Below are 17,774 nucleotides of genomic sequence, written 5' to 3'. Positions count from 1 at the left end.
ATTCAAATTTCCAATCGTTTGTCAAGGTCAATTTCCAGGATCACGGCAAATACATCTTCTTCGTCCATGATTTTGAGGTTATGGGCCGAAGGATAGAGGATTTCGAGCCGCTTGCGCACGTTCGCGAGGCCTATGCTGACGTGATGCGGGCGATCGTCCGGCATGGCGGTCTCGGGTTTACTGTTAGATATTTTGAATTTCAATGCATTGCTCTTCACCCGCAAATCCATATTGATCCACGCCTGCCCGATCTGCTCGCTGGCGCCGTGCTTGAATGCATTCTCCACGAGCGGCAGTATCAGCAGCGGCGCTATCTTATATTCCGGTGCCATGCCATTGATACTGAAATGGATATCCAGCCGATCTTCGTACCGGATCTTTTCCAGTTCAATATAACTTTTAAGTATACTAATATCCCTTTCCAGCTGCACCACCTCGGTATTGGCCTCGTAAAGCATATACCGTAAGATCTCCGCCAGCCCCATCACCACTCCGGGCGACTGCGGTGATTGTTTGAGGGTCAATGCGTACAGGTTATTAAGGGTATTGAACAAAAAATGCGGGTGCAGCTGACCTTTGAGGAAATTCAGCTCGGCCTCCATCGCCGCCTGCCGCCTATCGAACCACATTTTGAAAAACTTCACCGACAAGGCGATCCAGACGAAAATATTGGTCTGCTCGAATGCGCTGATCAGGTATGTAGGCTTGGCAAGCTGCTGTTCGAACGTCCCATCGAGCTTCCGCCAGACGAACGTCGGGTCGTTCTTTTTCACCGCATTATAAATAATCGGATCGGCGACGAGTATTTCCATCAACCTGAAAGCCAGCGTGGAACTGATGACGATCAGCAAAAAGAACAGTACAAACTGCACATATTTCTTGCGATCGAAGTACCGAGGGATGATGACGTAGGCGATCAGGTAAAAATAGCCGATGTGTATAGGCATGAACAGGGCCACAATGCCGATCGTGAGCCAGTAATCGGGCATACCTGCACCATAAATAATCGTCAGGATCGTCAGCACGGCGAGCCAGAACAAAATGTGCAGTAAAATTCTTTGATGTTGGGTATTATTCAGGACCGGGAAAACAGGGCGCATAGGAACAAAGATAACGATTTCGGAGGCCAATACCGGGTTAGAAAAGCATTGTCGACCAATGTCATACTATTGTCGACGAACAGCATCGATTGGGTAATGGACTGCTGTACAGACAAAATATCTTCGCTAACCGGTGAATCACAGGGCCGTCACTTTCTAATGTGGCCATATCAAGCCTTTGGAAGATAAAATATCCAAATTAAGCCCCTAAATCAGAATTTGTATCTGCATTTATTCCCTCCGGTGGTTTTTCTACTTAGTTTTGTGGTAAAATCAAGATATTAACTAAACTGTAAAATAATGGCAACGTCAACCGAAACGTACATTCCGTACAAGGTAAAAGACATCTCGCTGGCCGAATGGGGCCGTAAAGAAATCACATTGGCAGAAGCTGAAATGCCTGGTTTGATGGCGATCCGTGCCGAATACGGTCCATCACAGCCTTTGGCAGGTGCGCGTATCGCAGGTTGCTTGCACATGACGATCCAGACTGCGGTTTTGATCGAAACCCTTACAGCATTGGGTGCAGAAGTTACCTGGTCGTCATGTAACATCTTCTCTACCCAAGACCACGCGGCAGCGGCCATCGCGGCAGCGGGCATCCCTGTTTACGCATGGAAAGGAATGAACGAAGAGGAGTTCAACTGGTGCATCGAGCAGACTTTATTCTTCGGCGAAGAGCGCAAGCCGCTCAATATGATTCTCGATGACGGCGGTGATCTTACCAACATGGTATTTGACGAATATCCCGAGCTGATCGACGGCATCAAAGGTCTTTCGGAAGAAACTACAACCGGTGTGCACCGCTTGTACGAGCGCTACAAAAACGGTACGCTCCACCTGCCTGCCATCAATGTAAACGACTCAGTTACAAAATCTAAATTCGACAACAAATACGGTTGCCGCGAGTCACTGGTTGACTCTATCCGCCGCGCGACTGACCTTATGCTGGCTGGTAAAGTAGCAGTTGTAGCAGGTTACGGCGACGTAGGTAAAGGTTCTGCCGAATCGCTTCGTGGCGCAGGCTGCCGCGTACTCGTTACTGAAATCGACCCGATCTGCGCATTGCAGGCTGCTATGGACGGTTTCGAGGTGGTAACGATGGACGAAGCTGCTGATCGCGCTAATATCTTCGTTACTGCGACCGGTAACTACAAAATCATCACCGAGCGTCACTTCCTCAAAATGCGTGACAAGGCAGTAGTTTGTAACATCGGCCACTTCGACAACGAAATCGATATGGCTTGGTTGAACAAATCTTACGGCCACACCAAATCGCAGATCAAACCACAAGTGGACATCTACAACGTGGAGGGCAAAGACATCATCGTATTGGCAGAAGGCCGTCTGGTGAACCTGGGCTGCGCAATGGGCCACCCATCTTTCGTTATGTCATGCTCATTCTCGAACCAGACTTTGGCGCAAATCGAGCTTTGGACTAACACCGCTGCTTATGAGAAGAAAGTATACGTTCTTCCAAAAGCATTGGACGAGAAAGTAGCTGCATTGCACCTCGCACACGTAGGCGCGAACCTCGACAAACTGACCGAAGAGCAAGCTGCTTACATCGGTGTAACTGTCGCAGGTCCTTTCAAAGCGGAGACTTACCGTTATTAATAATAGGATTGATATTGAAAAGACCCCGCTGCACATTTGTGGCGGGGTCTTTTTTGTGCTCCTTATTTATCGTCCGGCTTCGTCGAACCAGGCGGAGCAAGGTCTGCAGGCCTTGCCGGTGTCGGAAATGCGATATTGTTTTCGTCAAAAATCCGCTTCACAACTTTCATCGCCGCACTTTTGGCCGGACCCGGGCCGATCTTATCCTGCCGGATCCAAAAGAGTATTTCAAAATCAATGCTTTTTTCCGTGAAACGGGTGAAATTGAATTCGATCGCTTTCAAAGGATCGATAAAATCCAGTTTTTTAATAACGCTTAATGCAAGGTTCTCGACGATCGCAAGGTCGTCTTTATACCCTATACTACCTTCCATGCGCACACGTCGCTCGCCCGAATGCGTAAAGTTCACGATAGGCTTCTGAAAAATATCCTTGCTCGGCAATTCCACCTGCTGACCTTCGAAGTTATCCAGCTTTACGGAGCGCAATCCAATCGACAGCACCTTACCTGTAAAACCGTTTGTCTCGATCACGTCACCTACCTGAATCGGCCGCTGAATCGCGATGAATGCACCCGAGATGAAGTTGGTCGTCAGATCCTGGAATGCAAAACCGAGCGCTAGTGCCAACACACCCGCCCCCGCGAGCAGGGATGTCACTGTTTTATCCAATCCCAGAACGCCCAATGCGAAAAAGAAGCCGGTGGTGATGATTGTAATGCGCGTAATGGTCGAAATCAGCCCGACCAAGGCTACGTTTTGCGACGCGTGCCCCAATATCCGCTCGATAAACTTCCCTCCCAACCTCGACAGAATCCTAAAAACGACGAGGATAATAACGGCAATCAGCAAGTTCGGTAACAGCCGATAAGCTTCGACCGTCCAGCGGTCGACCTTCACGGCGATGGGGTCAACAATTTTGGAAATTTGTGCGAAAATCATGAGTGCTATTAATACGGCCAGCCAATCGAATTAATAAGCGGCCGGCCTTTTATAAACAAGGCAAAACTCGCAAATGTTATGTGGTTTGCAAAAATACGTCCCGTGAAATTCGGGACCCTCTCCACCGGCGATTTAACCGAAGGCTCTTCGGCCCCCGCCTTTTGCCCATCGCTTTTCCTGGCATTCCGACGCTGCCTTATGTTTGGACCCGTTCAAAATCAATTCATTCACAATCAAAAGGATACTTATGAAACTACTTCGAAACATGGCTATTGTAGCCAACGGAATTCTGGTCGCCGGAATGCTGGGAGCTTGCCAGCCTGAAAACGGTGCGGTACCTACACCGCAGACACCGGAACCAACCAGCGACCGTAACGCAAAGACCACTCAGGCGGCGGGTCTTCTAATTAAAGATGGTCAGGTTGATTTGTCTTACAATGGATCGGGCGTTTTGTGGAAGGAAATCTATGCCACCGCTTACTCTGAATTTATCTATGCACCACAACTGATCACGGCTAAGGGTTATAAATATGGCACCCTCTCAGCGGAATACAAATATACCCTCAATGCCTCCGGCCGTTGTGTCCAGTCTGTCACAAACAAGACCTACATATACGAATACAATGCTGACGGGCAGCTCTCCAGATGGTACAATAAAGACAAGCCCAACGAGCGACGGGAATTTTCATATACAACGGATGCCAGTGGTTGGAAAAAATCCCTTAGCAAGGTGACATTCTATGATGAGTCTGGCACGAAAACCAAAGAGTTAAAGTTTACCTACGGTTCGGCAGCAACAGGGACGCTTCTCCTGGACAAATATCCAGTAACCCCGGATCTACTCCCTGACGGAATCAGCAGGTATCTACCGATATTCGGTATTTTCAACACATATCTTGTTCAAACAGTAACTGAAGACAAATACCTTTTGAACGGTCAAAAATTATCCAGTACCCAATACCTGTATAATTATACGCTGGACTATGCAGGTAAGGCCAAAAATATTACATTGAAGAAAATCTATGGTGCAATTGTCTCCTCGACGGACAGAACATACTCTGTACCAACGTATAACTTTTAGCACTTGCACAACCCGTGATATTCGGGGCATGCAAGTGCCCCGAAGTTTCCTTCATATTCTCTCGAGCAACTCCTTCTTCTTCGCCTTAAATTCTTCCTCGGTGATATGCCCCTTTTCAAAGAGTACATTCAACTTTTCGATGGTTGCAATAATGATGTCCTGAGGCGTTTTGTCCGTGGGCAATGCCCCTGCATTCGAGGTAACGTCGTAGGCTATTTCAGGCGTAGGCTGCTTAGGCGCATCCGGGTCCGACACTACTTCCAATGCCGACAAATCCACCTGCCCCTCCTGGCTCGTAAACCGGTAAGAACTCGTCGTGCCCTGTTGCTGCGAAACACCCGTAATCTGGTGGTGTTTGGTGTCGTAGATCGTTCGTTTACCACTATCCTCGATCACCAGCCTGTGCACCGGCGCAAAGTACGCATACCGAAAATTGTTCTGCGAACCACTCGATGTCGGATTCCCGAATATCGCGGGCCAGGAACTACTTGGCTCGCTGAAAAAACCATTTCGCGTGCCTGGTTGCTCGCGCTCACCCTCGCGAACGGGAGAATCGCTTAGCGGATCATCGTTTGTCTCAAATAATACCGTAGTAGTAACCAGTTCCGAAAGCTCGTTACAGAGCTTGTCGACCGTGCTGCGGAGTGAGCTATTGAACATATCGCCCACCATCGTCATCCCGCCCTTCATCCATTGCCCCTGCCCTCCGAGCTCAGGCAGGTTGAACTGGGCCATCGTACCATTGCCGTGGATGATCGCCTTTAAAAGCGATACCACTGTTTCCGGCCGTAAGTTATATCGGTCAGCGATCTCGGTCGCTTGCTGCTGTCCGCTTGTGCTTAATGTTTTCATGATATCCAATTTTGAAAAACAACCATAAAAACAGTGCCATCCGGTCATTCCAAACCGTAAACAAACCGATTCCTGCCACTCACGCATTGGATTTCCTGGGACTTCTACACAGCGACTATGTTTGAATCGAGACTTGTCAATTTTTAAACATTTAAACACGAAACGTTATGAAAAGAATTACGCTGACCGGAAATCCGCTGAAAGTATTTGCATTAGTTGCAATGCTTGCCGGCTGCCGGAATGAAGATGTTGTGACACAACAATCTCAATCCGATATCACAACTAATGATCATAATGCTAAAATTACTTTTACACCACAATTATTAAAAGAGGGTGCAAATGAATTGGAATATTATGGCGATTACGACGTGAATAGAGGAAAATTGAAAAAAGTAACAAATACCGATGAAAATGTTTACACAGAATATAAATACAATGGATCGACAATTGTAGCGCAAAGAAAGAATATTTTCACAAACGCATTGATTTATCAGATCACCTATCAGCTTGATGGCCTTGGACGTTGTGCTGAAAGCCTAAGTACCGAAACTAACAAGTCCCTTAAATATGAGTACGGGCAACTAAGCAGGTTAGTGAAAGTCTATAATAAGGCAAATCCAAACGAGCGAATGGAATTCGGATACGACCAGAGTGCCATAACCTCCCTAAAAAGTGTCAATTTTTTCAACCAGGCAAATGCTGCGACGAAAGAAGTTAATTTCAATTATATCGTCCAGGGCGGAAACCCAATGCAAAACAAGTACCCGATCAACCCCGATGTGCTTGGAATAACGAGTAAATATCTTCCTATTTTTGGAGCTTTCCATTCTTTTTTGCCAACCTACGAATCAACAAAAATTCTGCCGTGGAATGGCGATCCATTTGCCGGATATAGTTTAACCTATTTATTCAACGCAGGTGGATATCCTAAAACCATTAATTCAACAAACAGCATAAACGGCATGACCATCGTTACAAGCCGAACATACACGTCACCTAAGCTGTAATAATAGCTTTATAAATTCTATCAAATTTCTAATCATCCATTCTATCTAATCGCCCATCCGATAAATGGCACGCTCTATCAGTGGCTGTGTTTAAAATGAGTTTAAACAATCGCCACATATTTAATTAAAGAATGTTATGAAAAAATTACACATTTCCGGAAACCTATTAAAAGTATTACTACTTGGCGCACTTCTGACCGGATGCCAAAACGACGACGTGATGTCACCACAACAGACTAGCGACGTAAACGTTAATGACCCGAATGCCAAAGTAAATGCAGAATTGAAACTAATAAAAGATGGCACGGCCATACTTCAATATGTCAAACAGGGACGCTTTACCGGCCAACTTTCCAAAGTTTCCGAAACGGGCTCCTATGTGCAGTACTCCTATGATGACAGCACAGGTGACCTCTGGATCACCAGCAAGCGTTACAATAAGAGTACCAACGCTTTGATAGATGAAATAAAATACAAAATTGTTAACGGACGTTGCGTTACCAAAATCAATCTCACTACCAATTGGACATCGCAATTTGTTTACAACGAGGTAGGTCGACTCAACGAAATCAATTTATCATCGGGAGCGCTTACACAGAAACAGGTGTTTACATATGATTACAACTCAGTCACCGGTGTGGAGCGATTAAAACAAGTTGTATTCTCTACTCCGACCGGCGCTTATAAACAGGTCAATTTCACCTATACATACGGCCTTGTTGCAGAGAAGAAGGACAAGTACCCTCTGAACAGCGAACATTTGGGATTGGACCCATACCTACCCTATTTTAGTAAGTTCAGCGATGTACTAATTCAGCAGGTACAGATAACGCCTCTTCCTTATACCAATCAGGCAAAACCTTACTATCGCTATTTTTACAGCATCAATGCGGATGGCTATGTTGTTGGAAGAAATAAAGAGTTTTTCCCACTTGGCTATGGATATGAAGCCGGAAAACAAGCGTCATACAGTGGACTAGATTACTCGACCGGCTGGGGAGGAATTTAGTATAGTGTTAATTTACTCAAAACCGGCAGTCGGATAGATTGCCGGTTTTTTATTTTCCAAGAGCACAAATAATTCAAAATCTTCAACCAAATACTTATTAATCTATGCCGTTAGGCAATCGAATTTTCAGCACTTTACACTTCCTGCTAAGTTTGATATGATTTTATTTTCATTCAACCTATTAATAGCTAAAATTATGAATTCATTTCAAACAGTAGGCAAGGCACTGAAAGGGTTGGCACTCGCTGCATTGTTAGCGGGGTGTCAAAATGACTCACTCGTTCAGCCTCCCGGCATCCCAAATATCGAAAATACCAATCAAAATGCAAAAATAACAGCGGATGTATTTTTAGTAAAACACGGAGATAACTCGTTGCAATATTTAAAATTTGGGAAATTCGCCGGCAAGCTATGGAAGGTACATGACCCCTATGCTTACACCGAATACACTTACGATGACAGCTCGGGCGACTTGTGGATTACTAGCAAAAAATACGCCAAATCCAACAACAAACTTTCAAGTCATAAAACCTACCATATAGTAAACGGGCGATGTGTGGCAAGCATGGATTTGACCTCCAAATTTTCTTATGAGTACAAATACAACGCGCAAGGATCGCTGATTGAAATTAAGAGGTACTTTGGAGCACATATTCTCACACAGCAGTTTTCCTATAAGATAATCTTACCAAACGCTCAACGGCTTGACAAGATCACATATATTGGCGAATCGGGCCCGTTTATGGAATACAAGTTCAGCTATTCTGCATTTCAGGACAAATATTTTCTAAATCCCTATCATACTCAGCTTGATAAATATCTCAGGATCTTCGGAACATTTAGCGATAAACTAGTAGAGTCCGTTATTACGGATTATTTAGATGGAACGGCATCCTCTGACAACTATACCTACACCCTCAATGGTGACGGGTACGTTACCACGAGGACTGACACATATTATCCCAACATATATGAGCCGGCATTTGATGTTTCGACAGATAGTCTAAGCTACATAACAAGTTGGCCGGGACTATAATGCATTCTATTTCAAGCCGGGTAGTTTTGTTACTATCCGGTTTTATTTCAATACAGCCTCAATCTTTTTCCGATCCAATTTTATTAAAACACTTCAAAAATATGTAACCAATTCAACGGCTCACACTATCAGTTTTATTACAATAAAATTCCCAACTCACATCAAAATAGAAGCTCTGTTTTCACCGATTTGTCATTCGATCAACAATACTATCCGTTAGTTAAATAATTCCAATACGTTTTACGGTTTCAGGTAATTTTGAATCGAAAATTATTTTATCAACTTTAATTTCAAATTTTATGAAACTATTTAAAATTGGCGGTAATGTATTTAAATATCTGTTGCTGATTGGAATTTTGACTGCTTGTAATCATGATGAACCAGTTAGTCCGGCATCTAATTCCACGACGGGGGTCAATGAAGAAAACGCTAAAACAAATGCCGCTCTAAAATTGGTAAAATATGGAGATGACGGAGTTCAATATATAAAAAGCGGAAAATTCATGGGTATGTTATATAGGGTGAGTAATGCAACAACGTACAGGAAGTATACTTACAATGACAATAATGGAACCACTAATCTATTTATCACTTGCACCTCCTATTCGCAAGCAACAAATGCTAAAATAGGTGAATCAATATATGAAATAGCAAACGGTCGCTGTATTGCAGTCACAGGATCGAATGGTGACAGTTGTCAATATAAATACAATGCATCAGGCCTATTGGACGAGGTTACTATGTTTTACCAAAGCTCATGGGCTAAATGGAATTATTCTTATATATTCAATGCCCCGACCAATGCTTACCGGCTCGATAAAATTGTGGCTATCAACAACGCCGGACCGGTTCAGGAAGCTAAATTTACTTACACTGCAATAGCAGATAAATACCCGTTAAATCCTGAGAATATCAATACTGAGCCGTTGTTGCCTTTTTTCGGTAAGTTTAGTGACGTACTCATAAAAGATATTGAAATTAAGTCAACCTCAGGAACGCAATGGACAAATTTTAGGGAGTATAATTACGTATTGGACAATGCTGGTTACGTCACATCCAGGACACAAGCCTATCACCCATTTGGCAAAGGGAGCAACCAATCACTGTCAACTTCTACCATGAATTTCAAGTACTCACAATATTGGCAGGGGATCTGAGATCACGTTGGATAGGTTTCACAGTTAAGCTCACTCTACTATGGCGGGCCGTCTTACCAACGGCCCGATTTTCATTTCAATTCATTCTCAATCGCCTCCCACTTCCGTTCCAAATCACCATTATCCTTCACCACCCCCTGCCCCTTCACCATCTCCTCTGCCGCACGCAACCGCTCGGCCGTCAATGGATGGGTACTCAGTAGTTTCAGGCTTTCCACATCGTCGTGCGCGCTTTTAAGCGCGGTAAACAAACCCACAAACCCTTTCAAATCCAGCTTGTTTGCCTTAAAAATTACCATCCCTTTGCTGTCGGCTTCGGTTTCCAGCTCACGAGAGTAAGTCAGGTTTGCAAGGGCATTGGAGTTGTCGGCCAGGACGGTAACGACGCCATTGACATCATTAAGCAGCAGCGAGAGGAACAAATAACCGCCCAAACTGCGGAAAATGTTGCGCAATGAGTGCCGGTAATGCACATGGGAGACTTCATGCGCCAGCAATGCGGCAAGCTCCTCCTTCGTATGCATTTTCCGGAGGATGCCGTCGAATACCACAATACGCCCGCCTGGCAAGGCAAATGCATTGACCTCCTTATCCTTCACGACGGTTATGCGTATAGGGTAATGGGTTTTGAAATCAATGGCCTTCGCAAAATCATCGGTGACGGCTGTCAGGCCCTGATCCACCTCATAAGCGCGGATCATATTTTCATACATCGTATCACCCATTCGCACTTCGGTGCCTACGGGAAAACGCGACGCGACGGCCCCCGCCAGCCAGGGAAGTCCAAACCAGTAGCCCAGGCCCATCAGCATCAAAACAGCCAAAGCAACCCCTACAATAGTGGCATTGTTCAGTTTAAAAATATCCGTAACACTCTTTTGAAAAAACACCTTCTCCGGGTAGCGCTTTTTAAGCGTCTCGGGTAGGTTGTCCTCTTTACATTCAATAGTTTGCTGCGGAAATTCTCCGTACCTGAAAATGTATAGGTTACTGAAATTCTCGTCCGTCACGATACCGGGTATCGTCCATCGGACCGAAGTGAGCTCGCCCGAGGGATCACGGTAATGAATGAGCCAGTGATCGGGCATGAGGGTGAGCGTCGCGTCGTGCGTGATGGACAGTCGGCCGTCGTGGTAACGGACACTAAAATTGTACATGAAGCCAGCAAGGTCGGTTAAACAATCCCAATATCGATCATATCCGCGAGATCTTCACCGGTTGCATCGGTATAATCAGCCTCGGTTTGAATGATTGCATCGACATCCAGCGGCCCGTCGATATGGATATTTGAAAATACAAACTGCATGGTACGCACAATTGCCCAAGGTGTGGCCAAACCGAGACTCAGAACGATGATCAGCACATTGACGATGAGAAGCTTAAAATACCCTCCCGCAGTGGCCGTCGAGCGGAAAGCCAGCCGCGTTTCGCCCTGATACATGCGGATATTATTCACGTAGTAATTGAAAAGGTCTTTTACCCACCAGAAAGCGTAAATCCCCAAAGTCAGCAGTGTGAGGAAATACCCCTTTATATTCAACCAGAAAAAAGCGCCGCCTTCCCCTTCGTATGAAAATGTAATGTTGCCGAACCGCAGGTTCTTGAAAATGTATTTTCTAAGTTCAATAATAAGCCATGCGCCGTAAATACCGAATGTAATGAGGGTAATGATGCTCCCGATAATGAACGTATTCAATAACTCCTTTCTGTCACCACGGTAACCAAAATGAATGCCCCGCCAGGATGATCGCGAAGCTCTGTAACGAAGCGCGCCATGGATAGCAATGGGGATTAGCAACAGAAACCCGATGTAGAAAACGGCAAGACCGATCATCATTAGCGTTGGTTTTTGTGTCGCGATTCCACCGAGCAGAATGCAATAAAGCACCACGAAAATCCCGATCGCCTTGATAAAACCGATAAACATTTCCTTACCCGTCCCATGAAATGTAAAACGGCTTCCTTCGAACTCGGACTCCTCATACATGTATTTCAACAATGCAGCCCTTGCCCACGGGTAGTAAAGCCCGAACGTCACGATGGTCAAAAGAATATTGACGATGTAAATTCCGAAGAGTTTAGCTCCCTCTCCATGAAAGGTAAGCTGGCGGGTTTCTTGCTGTTCCATTTAGTTAGATTTGAATTTGGAGAAGGTCAAATATAAAGATTTCAACGTGCTATTATATGAATCGTACGTTATCGGGCACAAAAACTGCGGCGACATTTACCTTTCGGCACAGTTATTTTAGTCATTGACTGACATTCATTTCATCAAAACAACTGGAAATCATGGATATTTATCAATTGGCAAACGAGTACCTGGACGCTATGGATGGCGGTGGCGACCCCAGTGACCCGCGTGAAACGCCTCCATTCGATCCCCGACCTGAGGTACCCTCCCCCGATATACCTGAGGAAACTCCTCCTTATGAGAAGGAGCCGGAGACGCCTCCGGTAGAACCACAGCCCGAGCTACCACCAGTGGAACCTATCGTCCCCGAAGTGGAGCCCTTGCCTGGGGAAGAGCCTGGCATACCTGCATTTAAGTAACCCAATTTTACAAAGTGTATTATTTTGAAGTTTTTCATAATAAAGCAGTTATCTTTCATATTACCCCCACAAAAACTACTACAAAAATTGTAGCCGGAATTAAATTCATCGTATCTTCACTCAAATTTATTTGTAGACCCGACGAATGGCTAAAATTTTTACACTCTGTTTTTTACTCATCTCCTTCTCTATTCAGGCACAGTCATATAAGCTACTCCCCGGAAAGATTGAAGCGGAAGAATTTACGGCAATGAATGCTGTTGGCACCGAGAACACTTCGGACGCCGACGGAGGCCAGAATGTCGGCTGGATTCAGGATGGAAGCTGGATGGATTATGCCGTCCAGGCGCCCTCGGCGGGCTACTACACGTTCAGGTTCCGCATTGCGAACGGGTACAGCCCCGAAGCAACGCTGGTTTTGAAATCCACAACAGGCACCTCGCTTGGCCGGATTGTGCTTCCGCAAACCGGAGGCATGCAAGGCTGGCAAACGGTTTCGATAGTCACATTACTTCCACAAGGAGATCAAGTAATTCGCGTTTTCGCTGAAAAAGGCGGTTGGAACTTCAACTGGTTTGAAGTAAACACCTCGCGCCCCCTAGCGGATGGAAAAATTGAAGCGGAAAGCTTTGATGCGATGTACGAGGTGCGTACGGAAGTTACGGGCGATGAAGGTGGCGGCCTCAATGTCGGTTATATCGATGATAACGACTGGATGGACTACAACATCAGTCTCCCAAACGCACGTGATTATGAAATTCAGTTCCGGGTCGCCAATGCCTACGGAAACGGCGTCATCGAGATACAGAATGCAGCAGGTACCGTGCTCGGACAAGTAAATGTGCCCCAAACAGGGGGCTGGCAGAACTGGGTGACCATTACTACCACCGTTCCCCTGCCGGCCGGCAGTCAGGTGATCCGGCTTTTTGCACGAAATGGTGCGTTTAATTTTAACTGGTTTGCATTTGTTTCTGCCAGCGCACCTATCACTGGTACAATCCTTCCCGCGAAAGTAGAGGCGGAAAGTTTCAACGATTTTTATAGCGTACAGCTTCAAAATACCGAGGATACCGACGGCGGCCAGAATGTGGAGTGGATCCAGGATAACAGTTGGATGGAGTATGATGTACATGTTCCGACAGCGGGCATTTTTACATTCAGCTACCGCATCGCGAACGGATACAGCCCTGAGGCCATGCTTGCCCTGAAAAACAGCGATGGTGTGGAGCTGGGCAGCATTCTATTGCCGCAAACGGGTGGAATGCAGGGCTGGAAGACCGTCAGTATGCTGGCATCGCTCCCCGCGGGAAACCAGAGGCTAAGGATTTTCGCCACAAAGGGCGGATGGAACTTCAACTGGTTTGAGGCCAAAGAATCCCGGGCATTAACGAACCGAATTGAAGCCGAGAGCTTTGATGTGGCGTCGGACGTACGCACGGAGGCTACTGGCGACGTGGATGGGAACATCAATGTGAACTACATTGACGACAACGACTGGATGGATTACAACGTGAATGTACCAACGGCTGGCACCTATACCGTCAATTTCAGGGTAGCCAACCAGTGGGGTAATGGGCATATTCAATTCAAAAACACCAATGGTACTATACTCGGCAGCGTGGATGTGCCCCAAACCGGCGGTTGGCAGAACTACACCACCGTTCGCACGACTGTTCAGCTGGAAGCCGGCAGCCAGATTTTCCGCATCTTCGCCAACCGCGGTGCATTCAATTTCAACTGGTTTGAAGTAATACCCGGCTCTGTTCAGGGGCAGTCGGTGATTACATTTGAAGCGATTTCAGATAAAAACCTCACCGATGGTTCATTCAACCTGACCGCCAGCAGCACGAACCCGGAAACACCTGTTTTGTTTACTTCTTCCAATCCTTCGGTCGTATCCGTCTCGAATGCAACCGGTATCTGGAAAGCAACCATTCATACTGCCGGACAAGTGACCATTACCGCCTCCCAAGTCGGTAATAACAACTATCTGACGGCCGACAACGTGGCCAGGACATTCATTGTTTCCGACAATTCGAACCCCAATAATCCGGCTCTCGGCGCCAGAATCCCGATCGATCCGAAACGCTGGTACCAGCTCACCAATGCAGCCAACGGCCTCGACGGACTGTTTGACGGCAATACCCAGGAGAATGTGCTCACTGGCTGGGGTAAGGTGATCAACAATTATGAGGCCTATTATCCGCTGAAAGAAGGGGAACAGATTACGCTCAATGGTGTCAAATTCTTTGATTTCACAGGTACCGCACAGGATTTTCCGCTGGTACTGTCCGTGATCACGGATCAATGGGAGCGCATTCCGGTGGCAACATTCACAGGCGAGATTTATAACGGCTGGGTAGGCCCCTACCCCGATCGCCAACTGTCCGGCGACGCCCAGTTCAAACTCGATCAGCCAATGAGTAATATCCGCTACCTGGTAATGACGATGTCGAACACATTACCAACGGAAATCGAGTTCTACGGAAGTTACACGCCTGGAACCGAAACTCCAAAACCTGCCCGTACCAAACATATTACACTGAATGACATGCTCGGCGTGAACGGTTATGAGTGGTATTTCCAGGATGGGGTACATACCGAGTCGCTCGTTGAATCGAAAGTACAGGTCGCCAAAAACTTTACTGGACTGCGGCATTACATGGACTGGGAAAAGCTGGAATCTTCGGAGGGCGTTTATTCCTACAATCCGACATTAAGCGGAAGCTGGAATTATGACCTGATTTACGAACGTTGCAAACAAGAAGGTATTGAGGTGCTAGCTTGTCTCAAAACACAGCCGGCCTGGATGCGCGAGACTTATCCCGAAGACCAGCGCGACCCCGAAAACGTGCCGGTACGCTACGGAAAGAACTTCGCAGATCCCCTTTCTTACATCGAGCAAGCCAAAGTTGCATTTCAATATGCAGCGCGTTACGGAAGCAATACCAATGTCGACCCTTCGCTGCTGAGCGTTTCAACAACTCCTAGATGGACCAACGACCCGGTTAACACGGTCAAAATTGGCTTGAACCTTATCAAATACATCGAATGCGACAATGAGCGCGACAAATGGTGGAAAGGCCGTAAAGGTTATCAGACAGCCCGCGAATATGCGGCGAACATGTCGGCATTCTACGATGGCCACAAGAATACGATGGGCGCCGGCGTAGGTGTTAAAAATGCCGATCCTAATATGAAAGTGGTGATCGCGGGACTTGTTACCGGCCCCGATTTTGTAAAAGGAATGGTAGACTGGTGTAAGGAGTTCCGCGGCTATAATGCCGACGGCACCGTAAACCTCTGCTGGGACGTGGTGAATTTCCACCTCTATACCGACAATGCATCATCAAGCCAGAGCGGTACCTCCACCCGCGGCGCGGCACCGGAGGTCACCAATGCAAAAGAAATCCTCGAAAACTTTGTCAAAGTAACCCGCGAAGTGTCTAATGACCTGCCAATCTGGAACACGGAAGCCGGCTATGATGTACATCAGGACAGCCCCTTGAAGGCGATTCCTATCGGCAACAAATCTGCATTGCAAACGCAGGCCGACTGGATCCTGCGCACTTCGCTGTTCACCGCCCGCAATGGCGTTGAGAAATTGTTTTTCTATCAAATGTATGACGACAACGGCGGCGGTGGAATGTTCGCGTCCGCAGGGTTCATTAACAACGACCAAACCCGCCGGCCAGCTGCCGACTACTTTCTGCAAACACAGAAACTGTTCGGACAATACGAATACAAGGAAACGATCAACAACGACCCGATCGTTGACCGTTATGAACTGAACGGCAAGTCGCTTTTCATTCTGACAGTCCCCGATGAAATAGGTAGAACCGCCGAATATACCGTAAATCTCAACCAGTCGGGTACAGCCCGGATTTACACACCTACCGCCGGCGCAGATAACATGGCCATGACCGAACTGCCGATTGTGGATGGTAAGGTAACCGTTACCGCCGGGGAAACGCCGATTTTCGTCCTCGCTGCCGACAGCCAGAATGCGAGACAGGCAGCCGTAGAAATGGCAGCACCCGTTGCAAAGGAAGAGGTATCACTCCACGCAGAAGCAAAAGTCTATCCCAATCCCACTTCCGACTTCATCAGCATCGACCTCGCCAACGAAAAAACCGGCCGAATCGAAATCCGCATTTTTGACGCGAAATCGGGAACGCTTTACAAGAATATGCAAGCGAATAAAACGGCGAACCGCTTTTCGCACCAAGTAAACATTACACAGCTGCCTGCCAGCATTTACGTTGTCGAAATCCAGCAAGGCGGTGACCGTGCATTCCGCAAGATCGCCAAGGTTAATTGACAGCGGAATGTCATAGCAATCAAAAGCCCGGGTCGTTATGTCCGGGCTTTTGGTTTTAATCGAGGTAAGCGGCACCGCTCATGCGCCGGTTCCAGCGCCCGCCGGTTTCCAGTCTGGCTATATTGAACTTGTCGCGATACTCCTTCGGTGTTACGCCCGTACTTTTTTTGAACAACTGCCGGAAGGATTTTAAATCGTTATAACCCGAATTCAGCATTACTTCGAGTACGCTCTGATCCGTTTGCGCCAGCAATTTCTTGGCCGCCTCGATACGTGTCCGCTGCAAATACTCGATGGGCGTCACGCCGATTGCCTGCTTGAAACGACGTACCACATTTCTGCGGCTTGCCGGAATATCCTGAATGAGTACTTCGATGGTACTGCCCTCCTGGTATTCCTTTTCGATTTTCCGCTGCGCCATATTCACCAGTCCGTCGCCATGGTTCTGGGGCGGCGAAAACGTGCCGAAATAGGTTTGCTGCTCGCGATCCATATCTATGGCAAACATTTTGGCGGTCCGCAAAGTGAGGTCCTTTCCGCAAAAGCGCTGTATCAGGTAAAGCATGAGGTGGAAACTGCTGGTAGCCCCGCCGCTTGTGAAAATGCCTTTGTCTTCAGTCACCACTGCATCGCTCTTCATGATGACATCCGGGAAATTGGAAGCCAGCACCTCCGCTGCGTCTATATGCGTGGTGGCATGCTTGCCGTTGAGCAGGCCCGCAGCTGCAAGCAGGAACGCGCCCGTGCAGAAGCTGGCCAGTTCGGCGCCATTTTTATATTGTTCCCAAAGCCAGGGAATGCATCCCTGGTTGCTCATAATCGAAAGCTGCACATCACCCGAGCCGAATGCCGGCACGAGGATAAGGTCCTGCTTGGTAAACTCATTAATCGATTTCATCGGATAAGCTCCGTAGAACTTTTCCGGCTCGGGATCGGGCGAGAATAGTGTAATGTTGAAAAAATGAGGCTGGTTAGCCCGTTCGTAGAAGCTGTTCACCGATTCGAATACATCGAGGATCGCTGCTACGCTCAATAAGCGGTGCCGGTTGGTAATTAATAGTCCTAGTTGTAACATGTTGTTGATGGTTTAATCTTTGACATTC

The 17,774-nt window shown here is 46.9% G+C and carries 14 protein-coding genes; 8 read left to right on the top strand and 6 right to left on the bottom strand.

Going from position 1 to position 17,774, the window contains the following annotated elements:
* Positions 1–2 precede the first annotated feature (2 nt).
* On the bottom strand, positions 3–1,100 hold the full coding sequence (locus ACQ4MZ_RS09390; protein WP_430844517.1) for a sensor histidine kinase: 1,098 nt from the start codon (positions 1,098–1,100) through the stop codon (positions 3–5).
* Between the two features lie 300 nt (positions 1,101–1,400).
* Here ACQ4MZ_RS09390 and ahcY point away from each other — a divergent pair, with 300 nt between their 5' ends.
* Complete coding sequence (ahcY, locus tag ACQ4MZ_RS09385) at positions 1,401–2,717, top strand: adenosylhomocysteinase (protein ID WP_430844515.1); 1,317 nt, start codon at positions 1,401–1,403, stop codon at positions 2,715–2,717.
* A gap of 62 nt (positions 2,718–2,779) precedes the next feature.
* Here ahcY and ACQ4MZ_RS09380 read toward each other — a convergent pair whose 3' ends face one another.
* Positions 2,780–3,658, bottom strand: coding sequence for a mechanosensitive ion channel family protein (locus ACQ4MZ_RS09380; protein WP_430844513.1), 879 nt, complete (start codon positions 3,656–3,658; stop codon positions 2,780–2,782).
* Positions 3,659–3,923: 265 nt separating this feature from the next.
* Between ACQ4MZ_RS09380 and ACQ4MZ_RS09375 the strand changes: the two genes are divergently transcribed.
* Positions 3,924–4,739, top strand: coding sequence for a hypothetical protein (locus ACQ4MZ_RS09375; RefSeq protein WP_430844511.1), 816 nt, complete (start codon positions 3,924–3,926; stop codon positions 4,737–4,739).
* Between the two features lie 51 nt (positions 4,740–4,790).
* On the opposite strand, the gene ACQ4MZ_RS09370 is transcribed toward ACQ4MZ_RS09375, so the two are convergent.
* Positions 4,791–5,591, bottom strand: a complete 801-nt coding sequence (locus ACQ4MZ_RS09370; protein ID WP_430844510.1) for an SHOCT domain-containing protein — start codon at positions 5,589–5,591, stop codon at positions 4,791–4,793.
* Between the two features lie 167 nt (positions 5,592–5,758).
* On the opposite strand from ACQ4MZ_RS09370, the gene ACQ4MZ_RS09365 reads away from it, so the two are divergent.
* The 4 genes from ACQ4MZ_RS09365 (at position 5,759) to ACQ4MZ_RS09350 (ending at position 9,800) form a co-directional block, all read left to right on the top strand.
* Positions 5,759–6,598 carry a hypothetical protein gene (locus ACQ4MZ_RS09365; RefSeq protein WP_430844508.1) on the top strand — a complete coding sequence of 280 codons (840 nt, stop codon included), beginning with the start codon at positions 5,759–5,761 and terminating at the stop codon, positions 6,596–6,598.
* Positions 6,599–6,734: 136 nt separating this feature from the next.
* Entirely contained in the window at positions 6,735–7,607 is an 873-nt protein-coding gene (locus ACQ4MZ_RS09360) for a hypothetical protein (RefSeq protein ID WP_430844507.1), read from the top strand.
* A 196-nt stretch (positions 7,608–7,803) separates the two neighbouring features.
* Positions 7,804–8,643 carry a hypothetical protein gene (locus ACQ4MZ_RS09355; RefSeq protein ID WP_430844505.1) on the top strand — a complete coding sequence of 280 codons (840 nt, stop codon included), beginning with the start codon at positions 7,804–7,806 and terminating at the stop codon, positions 8,641–8,643.
* 299 nt (positions 8,644–8,942) lie between these two features.
* Positions 8,943–9,800: a hypothetical protein gene (locus tag ACQ4MZ_RS09350; protein ID WP_430844503.1), complete on the top strand. Its 858-nt coding sequence runs from the start codon at positions 8,943–8,945 to the stop codon at positions 9,798–9,800.
* A 71-nt stretch (positions 9,801–9,871) separates the two neighbouring features.
* On the opposite strand, the gene ACQ4MZ_RS09345 is transcribed toward ACQ4MZ_RS09350, so the two are convergent.
* Both ACQ4MZ_RS09345 and ACQ4MZ_RS09340 read right to left on the bottom strand, forming a co-directional pair.
* Positions 9,872–10,957, bottom strand: a complete 1,086-nt coding sequence (locus ACQ4MZ_RS09345; RefSeq protein ID WP_430844501.1) for a M48 family metallopeptidase — start codon at positions 10,955–10,957, stop codon at positions 9,872–9,874.
* Between the two features lie 17 nt (positions 10,958–10,974).
* Positions 10,975–11,928, bottom strand: a complete 954-nt coding sequence (locus ACQ4MZ_RS09340) for a YjgN family protein (RefSeq protein ID WP_430844500.1) — start codon at positions 11,926–11,928, stop codon at positions 10,975–10,977.
* Positions 11,929–12,089: 161 nt separating this feature from the next.
* Between ACQ4MZ_RS09340 and ACQ4MZ_RS09335 the strand changes: the two genes are divergently transcribed.
* Both ACQ4MZ_RS09335 and ACQ4MZ_RS09330 read left to right on the top strand, forming a co-directional pair.
* Positions 12,090–12,350 (top strand): filamentous hemagglutinin, encoded by a 261-nt coding sequence (locus ACQ4MZ_RS09335; protein WP_430844499.1) that lies wholly within the window; start codon positions 12,090–12,092, stop codon positions 12,348–12,350.
* Between the two features lie 145 nt (positions 12,351–12,495).
* A complete protein-coding gene (locus ACQ4MZ_RS09330) occupies positions 12,496–16,671 on the top strand; it encodes a carbohydrate-binding protein (protein ID WP_430844497.1) in 4,176 nt (1,391 codons plus the stop codon).
* Between the two features lie 55 nt (positions 16,672–16,726).
* Here ACQ4MZ_RS09330 and ACQ4MZ_RS09325 read toward each other — a convergent pair whose 3' ends face one another.
* Complete coding sequence (locus ACQ4MZ_RS09325) at positions 16,727–17,746, bottom strand: GlxA family transcriptional regulator (protein ID WP_430844496.1); 1,020 nt, start codon at positions 17,744–17,746, stop codon at positions 16,727–16,729.
* Positions 17,747–17,774 lie beyond the last annotated feature (28 nt).

The sequence above is a fragment of the Dyadobacter sp. BHUBP1 genome, from assembly GCF_050587785.1.
In the GTDB taxonomy this organism is placed as follows: domain Bacteria; phylum Bacteroidota; class Bacteroidia; order Cytophagales; family Spirosomataceae; genus Dyadobacter.
This window is presented reverse-complemented; position numbering and strand designations above follow the sequence as displayed.